This is a genomic window from Nonomuraea sp. NEAU-A123 (assembly GCF_018603905.1).
Lineage (GTDB): Bacteria > Actinomycetota > Actinomycetes > Streptosporangiales > Streptosporangiaceae > Nonomuraea.
Map to the genome: position 1 here is coordinate 230611 of NZ_JAHFZZ010000016.1, position 15962 is coordinate 246572.

Sequence of the window (15962 nt, forward strand, 5' to 3'; positions counted from 1 at the left end):
GTCGTGGAGCTCAGCCTTTTGCGAGCGCAGGCGCACAGCCCTTCGTACTTCTCACTGCTGCGCGGCTCATCGGGACAGCGTGCCCCGGTGGACTTCTGCATCCCGTGTAACCCTTACTTCCCGACCCCGGAAATATTCGAGCATCTCGGGAGGAACCTGGAGACGATCCTTAAGTTCTATCCGAGCGACGCGGGCACGATCACCGCGGAGCTCTGCTCCACGCTGGGGCTTCATCCCCAGACGGTCGCCATGGGCAACGGATCCACCGAGCTGATCACCTGGATCGACCACCTGCTGGTGAAGGAGAGCCTGGCGGTGCCGATCCCCACCTTCGGCCGCTGGACCGACCAGCCGATGGAGACCGGGAAGCGGGTCGACATGTACCCGCTGATGGAGAGCCGCAACTTCGCCCTCGACGTCAATGACTACGTCCGGTTCATCCGCATGCGCGGCTCCCGCGTGGCGGTGATCTGCAACCCCAACAACCCCGACGGGGGCTACCTGCCCAAACACGAGGTCCTGCGGCTGCTCGACCAGCTCATCGACCTTGACCTGGTGATCGTCGACGAGTCGTTCGGCGACTTCGTGGACGCCGAGCCGTATCCGGGCATAGCCGCCGAGGCCGCGGTCCGGCCCAACGTGATCGTGCTCCGCAGCCTGGGCAAGAACTTCGGGCTGCACGGCATCCGGTTCGGCTACATGGTCGCCAACCCGGCGCTGGCCGGGAAGGTACGCGACGCGCTGCCCAAGTGGAACCTCAACTCGTTCGCCGAGGTCGTGGTGTTCATGATGAAGCAGTGCGTGCCCGAGTACCAGGAGAGCCTCAGGCGGCTCACCCAGGACAGGAGGGCGATGTACCACCAGCTCAGCGCGATGCCGGAGCTCACCGTCTACGCCTCGCAGGGCAACTTCCTGCTGGTGAAGCTGCCACCTGGGCACGACGGGGTGCCGCTGCGCGACCACCTGCTCTCCGAGCACGGCGTGTACGTACGCGAGTGCGGCAACAAGCTGGGCACGACGAGCCAGTTCCTCCGGCTGGTGGTCCGCCCTCAGGAGGACGTACGGCGATTACTGGTCGGCATGACCCAGTATCTGTACTCCGGCAGCCTGCACGAGATCCCCGTCACCGGCCTGCACCATCGAGCGGTGAACCCGTTGTCGGCTTGATCCGGCCCCCGCCGCTGCTTCCGTGGTGCCGCGCTCGTCCACCCGGGCGCGGCACCACAGAAACAGCGGCGGCTCTCGGGGGCCGAATCGATCTACTAGCCATCATAGTAAAGGCTCAGAATGCGCATCAACCGCACGGCCTCGTACACCGCCGCCGCGGGCGCGCTCGCCCTGCTCACCGCGTGCGGGGGCGCCGGCATGACCGGCCACGACGGCATGTCGAGCGCCGCGCCCGTCGCCGCGACGGCGGCCAGGGCGCCGGCGGCCAACGACGCCGACGTCATGTTCACGCAGATGATGGTCCCGCATCACGAGCAGGCGGTGGAGATGGCCGGCCTGGCGGCGACCCGCGTGCGGGACGTCCAGATCAAGGAACTCGCGGCGAAGATCAAGACCGACCAGGAACGAGAGATCGGCACCATGAAGGGCTGGCTGGCCGCATGGGGCAAGACCGAGATGTCCGGCCACATGGGCCATGAGATGCCGGGCCTCTTGTCCGAGAAGGTGATGAAGCAGCTCGAGTCGGCCAAGGGCCAGGAGTTCGACAAGCTGTTCGTCCAGGGGATGATCGCGCATCACAACGGCGCGGTCGAGATGGCCCGTACCGAGCAGACCGATGGGGCCGACCCCGAGGTCAAGAAGATGGCCGCGCACATGGTGATCCACCAGCGGGGCGAGGTCGCGCTCCTCCAAGAGATCGGCCAGCGGCTCTGAGACCGGCCGCCCGAGGCGTCACGCGGTCACCCTGGGGCACAGCAGCGAGAGCATGGTCGTGACGAGCACCCGCTCGACGTCCGCTCGCTCCAGCCGTCCGGCCTCCACCTCCTGGGCGGCGCTGTGCAGAACGCCGAAGAACGTGGTCACCAGCCACGACAACGGCAGGTCGATACGGAAGTCGCCGTCGTCCCGCCCCCGGGCGATCAGGCGCTCGATCCGCCGCAGGGGAACGTCGTGGTGCTCGCGGATCCGCTCCATGGGCAGCACCCGGTCGGCGGCCACGAACAGCCGCCGATGCCGGTCGAGCACCTCCCAGGAAGATCGCAGCAGCGCCGCCACGGCCTCGGGCGCCGGCGGCCCGTCGATGTCGACGCCCCCCAGCGCCAGGTCGGCGATGCTGATCGCGTGATCGAGCACGGCGTCGACCAGGGCCTCCCGAGACGGGAAGTGACCGTAGAGCGTCACCCTGCCCACCCCCGCGGCCTTGGCGACGTCGGCGACGCTGGCGGCCGGGTCGGTGCTGAGCAGTCGCATGCCCGCGTCGAGGATCGCGGCGATGTTGCGCTCGGCGTCGGCGCGACGCGCTGGAACGGGTTGCCGGGCCGCGCTCTTCACCATGCCGTCCAGCCTACCGACGGGCCCGGCAAAGCCGACTCGCTACTATCTTAAATAGGCGTCAACACCGCTCAACCCACTGGGAAGCGGGTGACCCAGCCGCGTTGCCACGGGGTCTCGACCGACCGCCGATGGTGGTTCTGCCGCGCCCAGGTGATCGCCTCGGCCGGGGACAGGCCGGAGAGCACGGCCAGGCAGGCGAGGACGGTGCCGGTGCGGCCGACCCCATGGCCGCAGGCCACCTCGACCCGCTGACCGGCGCGCGCCTGCTCGTACAGCGCGTGGATCCGCCGGACGGCGTCGTCACGATCGCGGGGCAAGAGGAAGTCCGGCCAGTCGATCCAGTGGTGCGGCCAGGACAGCCCGGCCGCACCGCGCCGCCGTAACCCCGACGAACCCAGGTAGAGGCCGTAATCGGGAGCGGGCCCCGTAGGGGGCGTGTTCAGCAGGCCGCGGCCGCGGACCCAGGTCCCATCGGGGAGAGAGATCGCACCCGTCAACTGTGTATCGGTCATGTCCCCATTCTGGCGCTCAGTTGGCCATGAGGCTGATGCCCAGCATGCGCGCTCCCGTCTCGGTCCGCGGCTGGTGACGGCTGCCCGCCGCGAACACCACGTAGGTCCCCGCTGCGTACCGCGTCTCGCCCTCGATCACCTCACCGCTGAGCACGTAGTAGCGCTCCTCCTTCTCGTGTACGTCGACCTCGGGCCACTGCGTGCCGGGGGCGAAGTCTATGAGCCAGCCCCGAGCCCCCTCGGTCGCGATGAGGCGCCTCCTGACGATGCCGAGCGCCACCTCGACCGGTTCGATGTCATCGATGTGCACTGCCTGCGCTTCTGATTCCATGTCCGCCATCCTGGCGAGCCCGACCGGCACCCACCCAGTGCCAGAAAAGACGTCATGGAGTACTTTTCTGCCATGTCCTCAGAGCACCGTGTCGTCGCGCTGGCCAGCCCGCCGCTGGCGACGTTCGAGCTGAGCTGCGCCGCCGAGGTGTTCGCCACCGTACGGCCGGGGCTCGCCCGCCACTACGACTTCCGCGTCTGCGCCGAGACACCGGGACCGGTGCCCACCCTGGCCGGTTACTCGATCACGGTCACCGAGGGCCTGACCGCGCTGGAGAACGCCGACACGGTTGTCATCCCGGGCTGGCAGACCCGCACGGCCCCGGCGGCCGTGCTGTCCGCGCTCCGCCGGGCGTACACGCGTGGCGCGCGGATCGCCGCCATCTGCTCGGGCTCGTTCGTCCTGGCGCAGGCCGGGCTGCTCGATGGACGGCGGGCCACCACCCACTGGCGGCTGGCGGCCGAGCTCGCCGAACGCTTCCCCGCCGTCACCGTCGATTCCGACGTGCTGTACGTGGACCACGGCGACGTGGCCACCAGCGCCGGCACCAGCGCGGGGATCGACCTGTGTCTGCATCTCGTCCGGGCCGACCACGGCGCCGCGTACGCCGCGAAGGTGGCCCGCCACATGGTCATGCCGCCGCACCGGGAGGGCGGGCAGCTCCAGTACGCCATCGCGCCATCGCGGGCCCGGGTGTCCGACTCCCTCGCCCCCTTGCTGGGCTGGGCCGCGGAGCGGCTCGGCGAACCGCTGACCGTCGACGACCTGGCCGCCCACGCCGGTGTGTCGGCCCGGACGCTGGCCCGGATGTTCGCCGCCCAGCTCGGCACCAGTCCCGGTCAGTGGGTGCTCGCGCAGCGAATCGCCGGGGCGCGAGCGCTGCTGGAGGAGACGGACCTGTCCGTGGACGCGATCGCCGCCCGGGTGGGCCTCTCCTCGGCCACGAACCTCCGCCGCCGCTTCCACGACGTCCTGCGCACCACCCCCGCCGCCTACCGGCGCGCCTTCCGTCTGCGCACGCGTACCGAGTCTGAGACCATTCCGCTGTCCGACCGGGGAGACCGAACCTGAGCCCCTATACCGGACGAGATCCGCTCGCGTCACGAAGGGTGCGGATGACCCTGGCCGCGTCCACGGGGGCACCGGCGGATTTTCCGACCCCAGCCGTGCCCGAGATCACCAGGACGACCGGAGCGGTTGGCAGCCGTGGGGGGGCTTCGCGTCAAGTAGGCGGGCGACGGCGAAGAAGGCAGGTCCAGGGCCGGATCCTGTCTCAGCACAGCGATCTCCAGCTCCCGCAGCGGCTGACTGGGATCGATGCCCAGCTCGTCCGCCAGGGTACGGCGCAGCCGTTGGTACACGGCCAGAGCCTCGCACTGCCGGCCGGCCCGGTACAGCGCGAGCATCAGCTGCGCGTGAACCTGTTCGTGCAGCGGGTGCTGCCTGCTCAGATCTGACAGCTCGGGGACGAGCTGGAGATGCTGTCCGAGAGCCATCCGGGCGTCGATGAGCGCGTGCCGTGCCTGCAACAGCAGTTGCTCCAGCCGCTGGGCCTGCTCGTCGAACCAGGCCAGCCCGGTCAGTTCCGCCAGCGGCGCCCCCCGCCACAACGCCACCGCGGCCTGCAGCCGGCTAGCCCGCGCGTCCGCCGCGGCAGACTCCATCCCCTGCCGGATGAGGCGCTCGGCGGCCTGGACGTCCGTGGGCTCTCGCTCGTCGAGGTCCAGCAGATAGCCGGGCCTGCGGGCCGTGATCGCCTCCCGGCGGTTCAGCACGCCGCGTAGGTACGAGACATGGGACTGCACCGTTGTGGCGGCCGAGGCCGGTGCGGCCGTACCCCAGACCGCCTCGACCAGCCGGTCGACACTGACCACCGCGCCGGGCCGGAGCGCCAGCGCGGCGAGCACGGCCGTGCGGCGAAGTCCCCGCACCGGTCGCGGGATGTCGTCGATCAGCACATCGACCGGCCCCAGCAGCCTCACCCGCATTCCGATCCCCTCTCCAGCACCAACCCCGTCGGCCTTCTCGCGCTACGTCATCGGTGTCATAACGCGTTCCAGCCTGGTTGGAGCCCCGTTACAGCCCGTGATGCCAACCTGACGGAGTTTCCAACCAGGAAGGATCAGCATGAGCGTGACATTCAACCCCGGTCCAGCTTCGGGCAAGACACGCACTATCCGGACATTTGCCGGGCTCTTTGCCTTGGTCATGGCCATGGTGGGACTGGTGGCGACGCCGGCCGCCGCCGTCACCAACACCATCTGCGCGCTGGCTCCAGGCGGCACGTCCGTGTGGCGTTACAACGGCTACGGCACCAGCTGGACCCAGATCGGCGGCCCGGCTGGGACGCTGTACGGCGGAGGCATCGGCCTGTTCGCCACGTCGCCCAACGGCAGCAGCATCCACCGCTACCTCTCGCCCTTCAACTGGCAACACATAGGCGGCCCCGGCGCTACGTGGGCGGTCACCAACCAGGCCATCTACGGCCTCTCACCCAACCGCAGCGCCATCTATAGATGGACCGGAGTCGGCACCAACTGGACCCAGATCGGCGGCCCGGCCAACTGGCTGTACGGGGGAGGCTTCGGGGTATTCGCCACCTCGCCCAACGGCAGCAGCATCCGTGCCTACCTCAACTCGCCCTTCAACTGGCAACACATAGGCGGCCCCGGCGCTACGTGGGCGGTCACCAACCAGGCCATCTACGGCCTCTCACCCAACCGCAACGCCGTCTACAGATGGACCGGAGTCGGCACCAACTGGACCCAGATCGGCGGCCCGGCCAACTGGCTGTACGGGGGAGGCTTCGGGGTATTCGCCACCTCGCCCAACGGCAGCAGCATCTGGGCCTACCTCAACTCGCCCTTCAACTGGCAGCACATAGGCGGCCCCGGTTATAGCTGGGCGGTCAGCAACAACGCCATCTACGGCCTGTCACCCAATCGCAACGCCGTCTACAAGTGGACCGGAGTCGGCACCAACTGGACCCAGATCGGCGGTCCCGCCGACCAGATCGTGCCGTGCCCGTAACGGAGTGCCGCATGCAAAAGGGAGCATGGGCCAAGGGCCCGTGCTCCCTGCCCCCTGTCCAAGCGCCTCACCAGTCGCCGCCCAGCGCCTCCTTGGCCGCCGCGATGCGCCCCTCGTCCCGCTGGTAGAACACCCACTGTTTGATCTTCTTGCCGCGCACCAGCCCCGCCGCGCTGAGCACCTTCAGATGCCCGCCGCAGGTCGGCTGGCTCACACCGAGCTTCTCCGCGATGAACAGCGAGCAGACCCCGTCACTGACCAGGTCACCGTCACGCTGCGGCGGAAAGTGCCGCTCCGGCTCACGCAGCCATTCGAGGATCAGCAGCCGCTTGTCGTTGGCCAGCGCTTTGACCAGATCCACATCCACCACGAAGGCATTGTGGCAATTAGCTAACTGCCTGTCCATGGTGGTCCGGCTTTTACGACCTGGCGCGTGACCAGACCCGCGCCAGCAGGACGACGCTCCCGCGAACACGGCCACCACGGCCGTGACGTACTCCTTCGAAGGGTGTCAGTCGCGGAAGGCGGCGGCGTGGTCGGTGACCCATTCCGCCCAGGTGCGCGCGGGACGGCCGAGGGCCTTGTCCACCTCGTCGGTGACGGGTGCGGGCTGGCCGGCGCCACGGGCATACCTGGCGAGCAGGGCCACCACGAACGCCTCGTTCATCCCCATCCCGACCATGCCCTGCCTGACGGCCTCCGGCGGCACCTCCTGGAACCGCAGCGGCCTGCCGAGCACCTCACCGATGGTGGCGACCAGTTCCTCGTGGGTCAGGGACTGCGGTCCGGTCAGCTCGAGCTTCCTGCCCACCAGGTCATCGGACAGCAGCGCGCGGACGCCGACCTCGGCCAGATCCCGCTCGTGGATGGGCGCTTCGGAGAAGTTCGCGTACGGCCCCCGGACGACGTCACCGGCGCGGATCTGACCGCCCCACGCCAGGAGAGTGTTGATCGCGAAGGCACTGGCCCGCAGGCTCACCCATTCCAAGCCACTGGCGACGGCGGCGGCCTCGACCTCCTTGTTCCTGTCCCCGTTGAACCGGGACGGCTGGTGATCGAGGTCTTCGTCGACGTTGACCGCGGACAGCACCGCCACCCGGGTCACCCCGTGGTCCTTGGCGAGTGCCAGTAGTTCGGGGGCGGCGAGTCCCGCGGCGCGCGGGTTGAGGAAAAGACCGGTGACGCCTTCCAGGCAGGCGGCCAGCGTGCTGGGCCGTGCCGGGTCGGCCGCCACGACTTCGACCCCGTCGGGCAGGCCGGCCGCCTGCGGATCACGGGTGACCGCGCGGACCTTGGCGCCCTGGCTGACGAGCAGTTCAATGAGGGGGCGTCCGACGATGCCCGTGGCTCCGGTTACGAGGAACATTGCACGGCCTTTCATTGGGAGCTATCTATGTGCGATCACCCCCATAGAGCCGGGTGGGCATGCCAGGTGTGACATCCGCCCCGCAATGACATTCCTCAGCCTGACCGGTTGAGCGGGCGGCCCCGCAGCTCGGCCTTCTGGAGCTTGCCCGAACCGGTCCGGGGCAGGCCGTCCACCAGGTCGAAGTAGCGCGGGATCTTGTACCTGGCCAGCCGCCCGGCGAGGAACTCCCGCAGCTCCTCGCCGGTGACGGCCGCCCGGCAGACCACGAACGCCCGCCCGACCTCGCCCCAGGTGGCGTCCGGCACCCCCACGACGGCGGCCTCCGCCACGGCCGGGTGCTCGAAGAGCACGCCTTCGACCTCCGCCGGATAGACGTTCTCGCCGCCCGAGATGTACATGTCCTTGACCCGGTCCACGAGGTACAGGTGCCCCTCGCCGTCGAACGCGCCGATGTCGCCCGTACGGAGCCAGCGCCCCGCCACGAACGCCGCGGCGGTCGCCTCGGGATTCCGCCAGTAGCCGGGGGTCACGTTCGGCCCCTGGACCAGCACCTCGCCCGGCTCGCCGACGGCCGTGCCGGAGAGGTCGGGCCGGACCACGCGTACGTTGGTGAAGAACACGGGGACCCCGGCCGAGCCCACCTTGCGCACGCTCTGCCCGGCCTCCAGGAAGGTCGCGCCCGGCGCCGTCTCGGTGAGCCCGTAGCCCTGGCAGAACACCAGGCCCCGTTCCTGGTAGGTGCGGATGAGCGCGGCCGGGATCGGCGCGCCGCCCGACATCAGGTTGCGCAGCGACGACAGGTCGGCCGTGGCCCACCTCGGCGACCGGGCGAACGCGGCGAACATCGTGGTGACGCCGAACATCCAGGTGATGCGGTGCTTCTCGATGAGGTCGTAGCAGCCGTCCACGTCCCAGGACGGCATGATCACCGAGCAGCCGCCCTTGGCGAACGTCGGCAGCAGCGTCTGGTTCAGCGCCGCGACGTGGAAGAGCGGCGCGCTGATCAGCGTCATCTCGTCGCTCGCCACGTCGACGCCGATCAGCATGTTGAAGGTGTTCCACACCAGGTTGCCATGGCTGAGCAGGGCGCCTTTGGGCCGCCCGGTGGTGCCGGAGGTGTAGAGGATGAGCGCGGGGTCGGCCAGCCCGACCCGTACGTCGATCGGCCCGGAATCACCCTCGGCCAGCCAGCTCTCGTAGTCCGGCTCCAGCGGCACGAGCAGGGCGGAGGTGCCGGTGAGAGCCCGGACCACCTCGGCGCACTCGGGCGCGTAGATCAGGACGGCCGGGCCGCAGTCGTCCAGCATGTAGCCGATCTCGGGCGCGGTCAGCCGGAAGTTCAGCGGCACGAAGATCCCGCCGAGCAGGTGCGTGGCGAACATGGTCTCGGCGAGAGCGGTGTGGTTCGGGCCGAGGTAGGCGACCCGGTCTCCGGCTCCCACCCCGGCCGCACGCAGGCACGCGGCCAGCTTCGTCGTCCGCGTGTGCACCTCGGCGTAGGTGACCGCCCGGCCGTCGAAGACGAACGCCGCACGGTCCGGCGTCATCTGGGCCCGGCGAGCCGGCCACCCTCCCACTCCCGCGTTCTCCATGGGCGTACGGCCTCTCGCATCGGTCAGTCCGATACCTACCCCATTCACATGAGGCAGTTTCTCAACCTGAGTCAGAGTTTTGCCGACCGTGACGGATCCGTCTACCCTCTGTGCTGTGATGCTCGGCGATGGAGACGCTCTGACGGCCCGTCCGCAGTCCCTGATGTTCAGCTTTCTCGGCGTCTACGTGCTGGGGCGCGGCACCGCCGTCTATTCGGGCAGCGTCATCGACGTCTTCGCCCGGCTCGGCGTCACCGAGGAGGCGGTGCGCTCCACGCTCACCCGCATGGTCAAGCGGGGTCTGCTGGCCCGGCACCGTCAGGGGCGCAGGATGTACTTCGGGCTCACCGAGCACGCGGTGGAGGTGCTCGACGACGGGCGCCGCCGGGTCTGGGAGACCGGCGCGGTCAACCGCGACTGGGACGGCGCCTGGACCCTGGTGGGCTTCTCGATCCCCGACGGCCTGCGCAGCACCCGGCACGACCTCCGCTCGCAGCTCGTCTGGGCCGGGTTCGGCCTGCTGCAGAGCGGGCTGTGGATCGCGCCGGGCGTCAAGGACGTCGCGGGCATCCTCGCCCCGCTCGAACTCGGCGATCACGTCACCGTGATGACGGCCCGGGCGTTCAAGCCGACCGAGTCGGCCGACCTGGTGCGGAAGGCGTTCAGCACCGAGCGGATCGCCGCGCGCTACCGGGCGTTCCTCGACCGCTGGGACACCCCGAACCCGCTCCCCTCGGCGGCCGACGACCTGGCCCGGCAGCTTCTCCTGCACACCGACTGGCTGCAGCTGGTCCGCCAGGACCCGCACCTGCCGGCCGAACACCTGCCGGCGGACTGGCCGGCGATCCGGGCCGAGCAGGTGTTCCGCACCCTGGCCCGCGACTACGCGCCGAGCGCCAGGGTGCTGGCCGACACCGTCCTGGACGAACTGACCGTCACTTCACCGGCCGGCTGACCGCGCGGCCCGCCTCGCCGTCGGCCGAGCCGATCAGCGAGCGCCGCCCGCCCGATCAGCGGGCGCTGGTGGCCGCGCGGCGCTTGGTCCACACGTCGAAGGCCACAGCGGCGAGCAGGACGGCGCCCTTGACGAACATGACCCGCTCGCTCGGCGCGCCGATCAGCGACATGCCGTTGTTGATGACGCCCATGATCAGACCGCCGGTGACCGCCCCGACCACCTTGCCGACGCCGCCCTGTACGGCCGCACCGCCGATGAACGCAGCGGCGATCGCGTCCAGCTCGAAGGAGTTGCCCGCCGTGGGCCCGGCCTGGTTGAGCCGCCCGGCGAAGATGACCCCGGCGAGCGCGGACAGGACGCCCATGTTCACGAAGATCCAGAAGACGACCGACTTGACCTTGATGCCGGACAGCAGCGCCGCCTGCAGGTTGCCGCCGATGGCGTAGATCCGCCGGCCGAACACGGCCCGGTTGGTCACCAGTGAGTAGGCCAGCACCAGCAGCGCGAGCAGGACCAGCACCCAGGGCAGGTTCTTGAACCTGGCCAACTGCACCACCACCGCGAGGATGACCGCGGCGGCCGCGGCGATGCGCAGCAGGAAGATCGGCAGCGGGTCGACGCTCTGGCGGTAGCCCAGCCGCGCCATCCGGCTCCGCCACTGGGTGGCGGCCATACCGGCCACCGCCACCAGGCCGAGCAGCAGGCTGAACAGATCGGCGCCGCCCAGCGGGCCGAGCCCGATGTTGCCGAGATAGCTGTCGGTGAAGCCGTTGGACAGCGTACGGACGGCGTCAGGGAACGGGCCGATGCCCTGGTTGCCCAGCACGGTCAGCGTGAGCGCGCGGAACAGCAGCATGCCGGCCAGCGTCACGATGAACGCCGGGATGCCGTAGTAGGCGATCCAGAACCCCTGCCACGCGCCGATGAGCGCGCCCGCGATCAGCGTGATGACCAGCGCCAGCGGCCACGGCACGCCGTAGTTCACCATGAGCACGGCGGCGATGGCCCCGGTGACGGCCACGACCGACCCCACGGACAGGTCGATGTGCCCGGCGATGATGATCAGGATCATCCCGATGGCCAGGATCAGGATGTAGGAGTTCTGGACGATGATGTTGGAGATGTTCTGCGGCTGGAGCAGCGCCCCCTTGGTGAGGAACGCGAACAGCACGACGATCAGCGCGAACGCGACATAGATGCCGCTCTGCCGTACGTTGAACGACAGCCACGACGACCTGCCCTGTCCCCGTGGCGGGGGCGGTTCCTGGCCGGCGGGCGCCAGCCCGGCGTCGGTGGATGAGGTGCTGCTCATCGGATCTCGTCCAGTCCTTTCGTCATGTACTGCATGAGGCCCTCCTGCGTGGCCTCCTCGCGCGGGACCTCGCCGGTGATCCGGCCGGCCGACAACGCGTAGATCCGGTCGCACAGGCCCAGGAGTTCCGGCAGCTCCGAAGAGATGACCAGGATGGCCTTGCCCTCGTCGGCGAGCCGGTTGATGATCGAGTAGATCTCGTACTTGGCCCCGACGTCGATGCCCCGGGTCGGCTCGTCAAGGATGAGGACGTCGGGGTCCGTGAAGATCCACTTCGACAGGACGACCTTCTGCTGGTTGCCACCGCTGAGCTTGCCGGTGACGCTCAGCACGCTGGGCGCCTTGATGTTCATGCTCTCGCGGAACTCGTCGGCGACCCGGTATTCCTCGTTGTCGTTGACCCAGCCGCGGCGGGCCAGCTTCGGCAGCGCGGCGGCGGAGACGTTCCGCTTGATGTCCTCGATCAGGTTGAGGCCGTACTTCTTGCGGTCCTCGGTGGCGTACGCGATGCCGTGGCGGATCGCGTCCTGCACCGACCGGATCTCTATCTGCCGGCCCTCTTTGTAGATGCGACCGGAGATGTCGGTGCCGTAGACGCGGCCGAAGACGCTCATGGCCAGCTCGGTACGCCCGGCCCCCATGAGCCCCGCGAGGCCGACGATCTCGCCCTTGCGCAGGGTGAGGTTGGCGTTGGAGACCACGACCCGGCCGCGATGGGCCGGGCTGTGCACCGTCCAGTCCTCGATGCGCAGCACCTCCTCGCCGATGTTCGGCTCGTGCGGCGGGAAGCGGTTCTCCAGGTCGCGGCCGACCATGCCGGAGATGATGCGGCCCTCCGTGACGTGGTCGTCGACCATGTCGAGCCGCTCGATCGTCCGGCCGTCGCGCAGGATGGTGATCGAGTCGGCGATGTCGATGACCTCGTTGAGCTTGTGCGAGATGATCACACAGGTGATGCCCTCGTCACGCAGGCCGCGCAGCAGGTCGAGCAGGTGCGCCGAGTCCTCGTCGTTGAGCGCGGCCGTCGGCTCGTCGAGGATGAGCAGGCGCACCCGCTTGGACAGCGCCTTGGCGATCTCCACGAGCTGCTGCTTGCCCACCCCGATGTCGGAGATGAGCGTCACCGGGTTCTCCCGCAGCCCGACCCGGTTCAGCAGCTCGGCCGCCTCGTGGTTGGTCCGGTTCCAGTCGATCAGGCCACGGGTGGCCTGCTCGTTGCCGAGGAAGATGTTCTCGGCGATCGACAGTTGCTGGCACAGGGCCAGCTCCTGGTGGATGATGACGATCCCGCGGTGCTCGCTGTCACGGATGTCGGCGAACCGGCACGGCTCTCCCTCGAACAAGATCTCGCCCTCGTAGGAGCCGTGCGCGTAGACGCCCGACAGCACCTTCATGAGCGTGGACTTGCCGGCACCGTTCTCGCCGCAGATCGCGTGGATCTCGCCCTGTCGTACGGACAGGTTGACGTCTTGCAGCGCCTTGACTCCGGGGAAGGTCTTGGTGATCCCGCGCATCCGCAGGATGTCATCAGTCATGACGTCAGCCCAGCTGGGACTTGGAGTAGTAGCCGGTGGTGACGAGTTCCTTCTCGTAGTTCGTCTTGTCGACGATCAGCGGCTGGAGCAGGTACGACGGCACGACCTTGTTGCCGTTGTCGTAGTCCTTGGTGTTGTTGACCTCGGGCTTGCCACCCTTGAGGACGGTGTCGGCGATCTTGACCGTCACCTCGGCGAGCTGCCGGGTGTCCTTGTAGATGGTGGAGTACTGCTCACCCGCGATGATCGACTTCACCGACGCCAGCTCGGCGTCCTGGCCGGTCACGATCGGGTACGGCTGGCCGGAGGTCCCGTAGCCGTTGCTCTTGAGCGCCGACAGGATGCCGATCGACAGGCCGTCGTAGGGCGACAGGACGCCGTCGACCTTGGTGCCGCCGCTGTAGGTCTTGGTCAGCAGGTCTTCCATGCGCTTCTGCGCGGTGGCCGGGTCCCAGCGCAGGATGGCGACCGTCTTGAAGTCCGTCTGGCCGCTCTTGACGGCGAGCGTGCCCTTGTCGATGAACGGCTTGAGCACCGACATCGCGCCGTTGAAGAAGAACGTCGCGTTGTTGTCGTCGGGCGAACCGGCGAACAGCTCGACGTTGAACGGGCCCTTGGCACTGCCCGCGGAGCCGTCGGCGTTCAGCAGCTTCAGCCCGACCAGCAGCGACGTGGCCTGCTGCACGCCGACCTTGAAGTTGTCGAACGTGGCGTAGTAGTCGACGTTCGGGCTGTTGCGGATCAGCCGGTCGTAGGCGACGACCGGGATCTTCTTGTCAGCGGCCTCTTGGAGCTGCGTGGTGATGGCCGTGCCGTCGATCGAGGCGATGATCAGGAGCTTGGCGCCCTTGGTGATCTGGTTCTCGATCTGGTTGACCTGGGTCGGGATGTCGTTCTCCGCGTACTGCAGGTCCACCTTGTACCCGAGCTTCTCCAGCCCGGCCTTGACGTTGTCGCCGTCGTGGATCCAGCGCTCCGATGACTTGGTCGGCATGGTGACGCCCACCAGCGCGCCGGCGTTGCCTGCGGAGGCGCTGGAGGCGGCCTGCTGGTCAACCGTCTTCTCGGTCGAGCCACATGCGGTCGCGACCGTGGCTAGCGCCAGGACGGAGACCACGGCCGCGAATCGTGGAAATCTCATATTTCTCCTTGCGGAAATGGGGGGCTGCCCGCGCGTGCGGGAGACAGCCGATCCCGCGAGTGTTATCGCTAACATTTCCGGTGTCAAGCGGAGGGGATAACGTAGACGTAACACAAGCTTCACAGTTGAAGTGGCCCGGGACCTGCGGCGCGGGCTAGACGTGAGGCTACCTCGCGCAGATGGCTGGTCAGCTCGGCGGGCTTGTGCACGTCGAAGTCACAAGCCAGCAACGTCAGCCGGAAGGCCAGCCACTCCAGGGTGTCGGCGTGGCAGCGCAGCCGGCAAGTTCCTTCGTCGATCGGCGTGAGCTCCCCCACCCCGGCGCCCAGCCGCGGGGCCACCTCCGCCACCGGGGCGTGCAGGGTGACCACCGCCTCGTAGGTGGGGAGCAGCGAGTAGAGCCGGTCGGCGACGTATGCCGCCGCGTCCTTGGCGGGCAGATCGCGTGGCGTGACGCGGGCGCCTGTCGCCGTCAGGCGGGAGACGCGGTCGATGCGGAAGATGCGCCAGTCGTCTCGGTCGTTGTCGTAGCCCAGGAGATACCAGCGGCGACCGGCGGGAACGAGCCGGTGCGGGTCGACGAGCCGCGGGCCGTCGGCCCCGTCGGCGGACCGGTAGCCGAACCGCACCCGCTCGCGGTTGGCGATCGCCGCGGCCAGCGTGGTCAGGTGCTCCGGGTCGAGGTCGGGGCCGTCGGCGGACGGCATGGGCACGGTCGCGGAGTTGAGCGAGCTCACCCGGTATCTCAGCCGGGCGGGCAGCACCTGCTCCAGCTTGGCCAGCGCGCGCACCGACGCCTCCGCGATGCCGCGCACCGGGTTTCTGGCGGCCGTGGTCAGTCCGACCGCGATGGCCACGGTCTCCTCGTCGTCCAGCAGCAGCGGCGGCATGGCCGTACCCGCGACCAGCCGATATCCGCCGTCGGCGCCCATCGTGGCGGCCACCGGGTAGCCGAGGTCACGGAGCCGGTCGATGTCGCGGCGGATCGTGCGGCGGCTGACGCCGAGCCGCTCGGCCAGCTCACCGCCCGGCCATTCGCGCGGGATCTGCAGCAGCGACAGCAGGTCGAGCAGCCGTGCGGACGTCATGGATCCAGCATGCCCTCCCATGTGGGACAGGAACCGACCTACATGGCCTCTAGCGTGCGGAGCAACCGATCACAAGGAGGAGCATCATGGCTGTCCCCGAGGGCTACACCACCGTGACGCCGTTCGTCATCTGCCGCGACACGGCCCGGCTCATCGAGTACGTCAAGGAGGCGTTCGGCGCCGAGGAGCTCGGCCGGGTGACGACCGACGAGGAGGGGCACATCGGTCACGCGGAGGTCCGGATCGGCGACGCGGTGGTGATGATGCTCGACGCGCCGCCGGACTGGCCGCCGACGCCCGCGTTCTTGCGCCTGTACGTGGACGACGCCGACGCCGTGCACCGGCGGGCCGTCGCGGCGGGCGGCACCTCGGTGACCGAGATCACCCACGTGCCCTGGGGCGACAGAGCGGGACGCGTGCGCGACCCGCTCGGCAACCTGTGGTGGATCCACACCCGCGTCGAAGAGGTCAGCCCCGAGGAGCTGGAGGCGCGCTTCGGTGACCCGGTGTTCGTCAAGGCGATGGAGTACATGCAGAGCGCCGACTTCTTCCCGCGCTGAGGCTCCTTTTACCGGCTACGGGCTACTCTGCG

The 15962-nt window shown here is 69.0% G+C and carries 17 protein-coding genes; 6 read left to right on the plus strand and 11 right to left on the minus strand.

The annotated features are described in order from the left end of the window. Nucleotides 1-3 precede the first annotated feature (3 nt). Nucleotides 4-1167: a histidinol-phosphate transaminase gene (locus KLK06_RS40135; RefSeq protein ID WP_214640900.1), complete on the plus strand. Its 1164-nt coding sequence runs from the start codon at nt 4-6 to the stop codon at nt 1165-1167. A gap of 120 nt (nt 1168-1287) precedes the next feature. Beyond that, entirely contained in the window at nt 1288-1881 is a 594-nt protein-coding gene (locus tag KLK06_RS40140; protein ID WP_214640901.1) for a DUF305 domain-containing protein, read from the plus strand. A gap of 18 nt (nt 1882-1899) precedes the next feature. Here KLK06_RS40140 and KLK06_RS40145 read toward each other — a convergent pair whose 3' ends face one another. The 3 genes from KLK06_RS40145 to KLK06_RS40155 all read right to left on the minus strand — a co-directional run bounded on the left by KLK06_RS40145 (nt 1900) and on the right by KLK06_RS40155 (nt 3345). Further along, on the minus strand, nt 1900-2502 hold the full coding sequence (locus KLK06_RS40145; RefSeq protein ID WP_214640902.1) for a TetR/AcrR family transcriptional regulator: 603 nt from the start codon (nt 2500-2502) through the stop codon (nt 1900-1902). 68 nt (nt 2503-2570) lie between these two features. Further along, nucleotides 2571-3014 carry a protein-tyrosine phosphatase family protein gene (locus KLK06_RS40150; protein ID WP_214640903.1) on the minus strand — a complete coding sequence of 148 codons (444 nt, stop codon included), beginning with the start codon at nt 3012-3014 and terminating at the stop codon, nt 2571-2573. Nucleotides 3015-3030: 16 nt separating this feature from the next. After that, nucleotides 3031-3345, minus strand: coding sequence for a cupin domain-containing protein (locus tag KLK06_RS40155; RefSeq protein WP_214640904.1), 315 nt, complete (start codon nt 3343-3345; stop codon nt 3031-3033). Nucleotides 3346-3417: 72 nt separating this feature from the next. Here KLK06_RS40155 and KLK06_RS40160 point away from each other — a divergent pair, with 72 nt between their 5' ends. Further along, complete coding sequence (locus tag KLK06_RS40160; RefSeq protein ID WP_250906716.1) at nt 3418-4416, plus strand: GlxA family transcriptional regulator; 999 nt, start codon at nt 3418-3420, stop codon at nt 4414-4416. A 29-nt stretch (nt 4417-4445) separates the two neighbouring features. Here KLK06_RS40160 and KLK06_RS40165 read toward each other — a convergent pair whose 3' ends face one another. Next, complete coding sequence (locus KLK06_RS40165; protein WP_214640906.1) at nt 4446-5333, minus strand: AfsR/SARP family transcriptional regulator; 888 nt, start codon at nt 5331-5333, stop codon at nt 4446-4448. 220 nt (nt 5334-5553) lie between these two features. On the opposite strand from KLK06_RS40165, the gene KLK06_RS40170 reads away from it, so the two are divergent. Next, nucleotides 5554-6375, plus strand: coding sequence for a hypothetical protein (locus tag KLK06_RS40170; protein ID WP_214640907.1), 822 nt, complete (start codon nt 5554-5556; stop codon nt 6373-6375). A gap of 67 nt (nt 6376-6442) precedes the next feature. On the opposite strand, the gene KLK06_RS40175 is transcribed toward KLK06_RS40170, so the two are convergent. From KLK06_RS40175 to KLK06_RS40185, 3 genes are all read right to left on the minus strand, one after another. After that, nucleotides 6443-6745, minus strand: a complete 303-nt coding sequence (locus KLK06_RS40175; protein ID WP_308168672.1) for a winged helix-turn-helix domain-containing protein — start codon at nt 6743-6745, stop codon at nt 6443-6445. A 141-nt stretch (nt 6746-6886) separates the two neighbouring features. Then, nucleotides 6887-7741: an NAD(P)H-binding protein gene (locus KLK06_RS40180; RefSeq protein ID WP_214640909.1), complete on the minus strand. Its 855-nt coding sequence runs from the start codon at nt 7739-7741 to the stop codon at nt 6887-6889. A 95-nt stretch (nt 7742-7836) separates the two neighbouring features. Further along, nucleotides 7837-9291, minus strand: coding sequence for a long-chain fatty acid--CoA ligase (locus KLK06_RS40185; RefSeq protein WP_250906717.1), 1455 nt, complete (start codon nt 9289-9291; stop codon nt 7837-7839). A 163-nt stretch (nt 9292-9454) separates the two neighbouring features. On the opposite strand from KLK06_RS40185, the gene KLK06_RS40190 reads away from it, so the two are divergent. Then, nucleotides 9455-10291 (plus strand): PaaX family transcriptional regulator C-terminal domain-containing protein, encoded by an 837-nt coding sequence (locus tag KLK06_RS40190; protein WP_250906767.1) that lies wholly within the window; start codon nt 9455-9457, stop codon nt 10289-10291. A gap of 55 nt (nt 10292-10346) precedes the next feature. On the opposite strand, the gene mmsB is transcribed toward KLK06_RS40190, so the two are convergent. The 4 genes from mmsB to KLK06_RS40210 form a co-directional block, all read right to left on the minus strand. Next, nucleotides 10347-11606: a multiple monosaccharide ABC transporter permease gene (mmsB, locus tag KLK06_RS40195; RefSeq protein WP_214640910.1), complete on the minus strand. Its 1260-nt coding sequence runs from the start codon at nt 11604-11606 to the stop codon at nt 10347-10349. After that, nucleotides 11603-13141 carry a multiple monosaccharide ABC transporter ATP-binding protein gene (gene mmsA / locus KLK06_RS40200; protein ID WP_214640911.1) on the minus strand — a complete coding sequence of 513 codons (1539 nt, stop codon included), beginning with the start codon at nt 13139-13141 and terminating at the stop codon, nt 11603-11605. The genes mmsB and mmsA overlap by 4 nt, the downstream gene beginning before the upstream one ends. 4 nt (nt 13142-13145) lie before the next feature. Next, nucleotides 13146-14282 (minus strand): multiple monosaccharide ABC transporter substrate-binding protein, encoded by a 1137-nt coding sequence (chvE, locus tag KLK06_RS40205; RefSeq protein WP_214640912.1) that lies wholly within the window; start codon nt 14280-14282, stop codon nt 13146-13148. A gap of 119 nt (nt 14283-14401) precedes the next feature. Further along, on the minus strand, nt 14402-15370 hold the full coding sequence (locus KLK06_RS40210; RefSeq protein WP_250906718.1) for a YafY family protein: 969 nt from the start codon (nt 15368-15370) through the stop codon (nt 14402-14404). Between the two features lie 86 nt (nt 15371-15456). Here KLK06_RS40210 and KLK06_RS40215 point away from each other — a divergent pair, with 86 nt between their 5' ends. Next, nucleotides 15457-15930, plus strand: coding sequence for a VOC family protein (locus KLK06_RS40215; protein ID WP_214640914.1), 474 nt, complete (start codon nt 15457-15459; stop codon nt 15928-15930). Nucleotides 15931-15962 lie beyond the last annotated feature (32 nt).

Bases quoted from the DNA above. Each gene is read 5' to 3' on its own strand.
- KLK06_RS40140 (WP_214640901.1), top strand. From the start codon at position 1,288: ATGCGCATCAACCGCACGGCCTCGTACACCGCCGCCGCGGGCGCGCTC.
- KLK06_RS40145 (WP_214640902.1), bottom strand. From the start codon at position 2,502: ATGGTGAAGAGCGCGGCCCGGCAACCCGTTCCAGCGCGTCGCGCCGAC.
- KLK06_RS40150 (WP_214640903.1), bottom strand. From the start codon at position 3,014: ATGACCGATACACAGTTGACGGGTGCGATCTCTCTCCCCGATGGGACC.
- KLK06_RS40155 (WP_214640904.1), bottom strand. From the start codon at position 3,345: ATGGAATCAGAAGCGCAGGCAGTGCACATCGATGACATCGAACCGGTC.
- KLK06_RS40160 (WP_250906716.1), top strand. From the start codon at position 3,418: ATGTCCTCAGAGCACCGTGTCGTCGCGCTGGCCAGCCCGCCGCTGGCG.
- KLK06_RS40165 (WP_214640906.1), bottom strand. From the start codon at position 5,333: ATGCGGGTGAGGCTGCTGGGGCCGGTCGATGTGCTGATCGACGACATC.
- KLK06_RS40170 (WP_214640907.1), top strand. From the start codon at position 5,554: ATGGCCATGGTGGGACTGGTGGCGACGCCGGCCGCCGCCGTCACCAAC.
- KLK06_RS40180 (WP_214640909.1), bottom strand. From the start codon at position 7,741: ATGTTCCTCGTAACCGGAGCCACGGGCATCGTCGGACGCCCCCTCATT.
- KLK06_RS40185 (WP_250906717.1), bottom strand. From the start codon at position 9,291: ATGACGCCGGACCGTGCGGCGTTCGTCTTCGACGGCCGGGCGGTCACC.
- KLK06_RS40190 (WP_250906767.1), top strand. From the start codon at position 9,455: ATGCTCGGCGATGGAGACGCTCTGACGGCCCGTCCGCAGTCCCTGATG.
- mmsB (WP_214640910.1), bottom strand. From the start codon at position 11,606: ATGAGCAGCACCTCATCCACCGACGCCGGGCTGGCGCCCGCCGGCCAG.
- mmsA (WP_214640911.1), bottom strand. From the start codon at position 13,141: ATGACTGATGACATCCTGCGGATGCGCGGGATCACCAAGACCTTCCCC.
- chvE (WP_214640912.1), bottom strand. From the start codon at position 14,282: ATGAGATTTCCACGATTCGCGGCCGTGGTCTCCGTCCTGGCGCTAGCC.
- KLK06_RS40210 (WP_250906718.1), bottom strand. From the start codon at position 15,370: ATGACGTCCGCACGGCTGCTCGACCTGCTGTCGCTGCTGCAGATCCCG.
- KLK06_RS40215 (WP_214640914.1), top strand. From the start codon at position 15,457: ATGGCTGTCCCCGAGGGCTACACCACCGTGACGCCGTTCGTCATCTGC.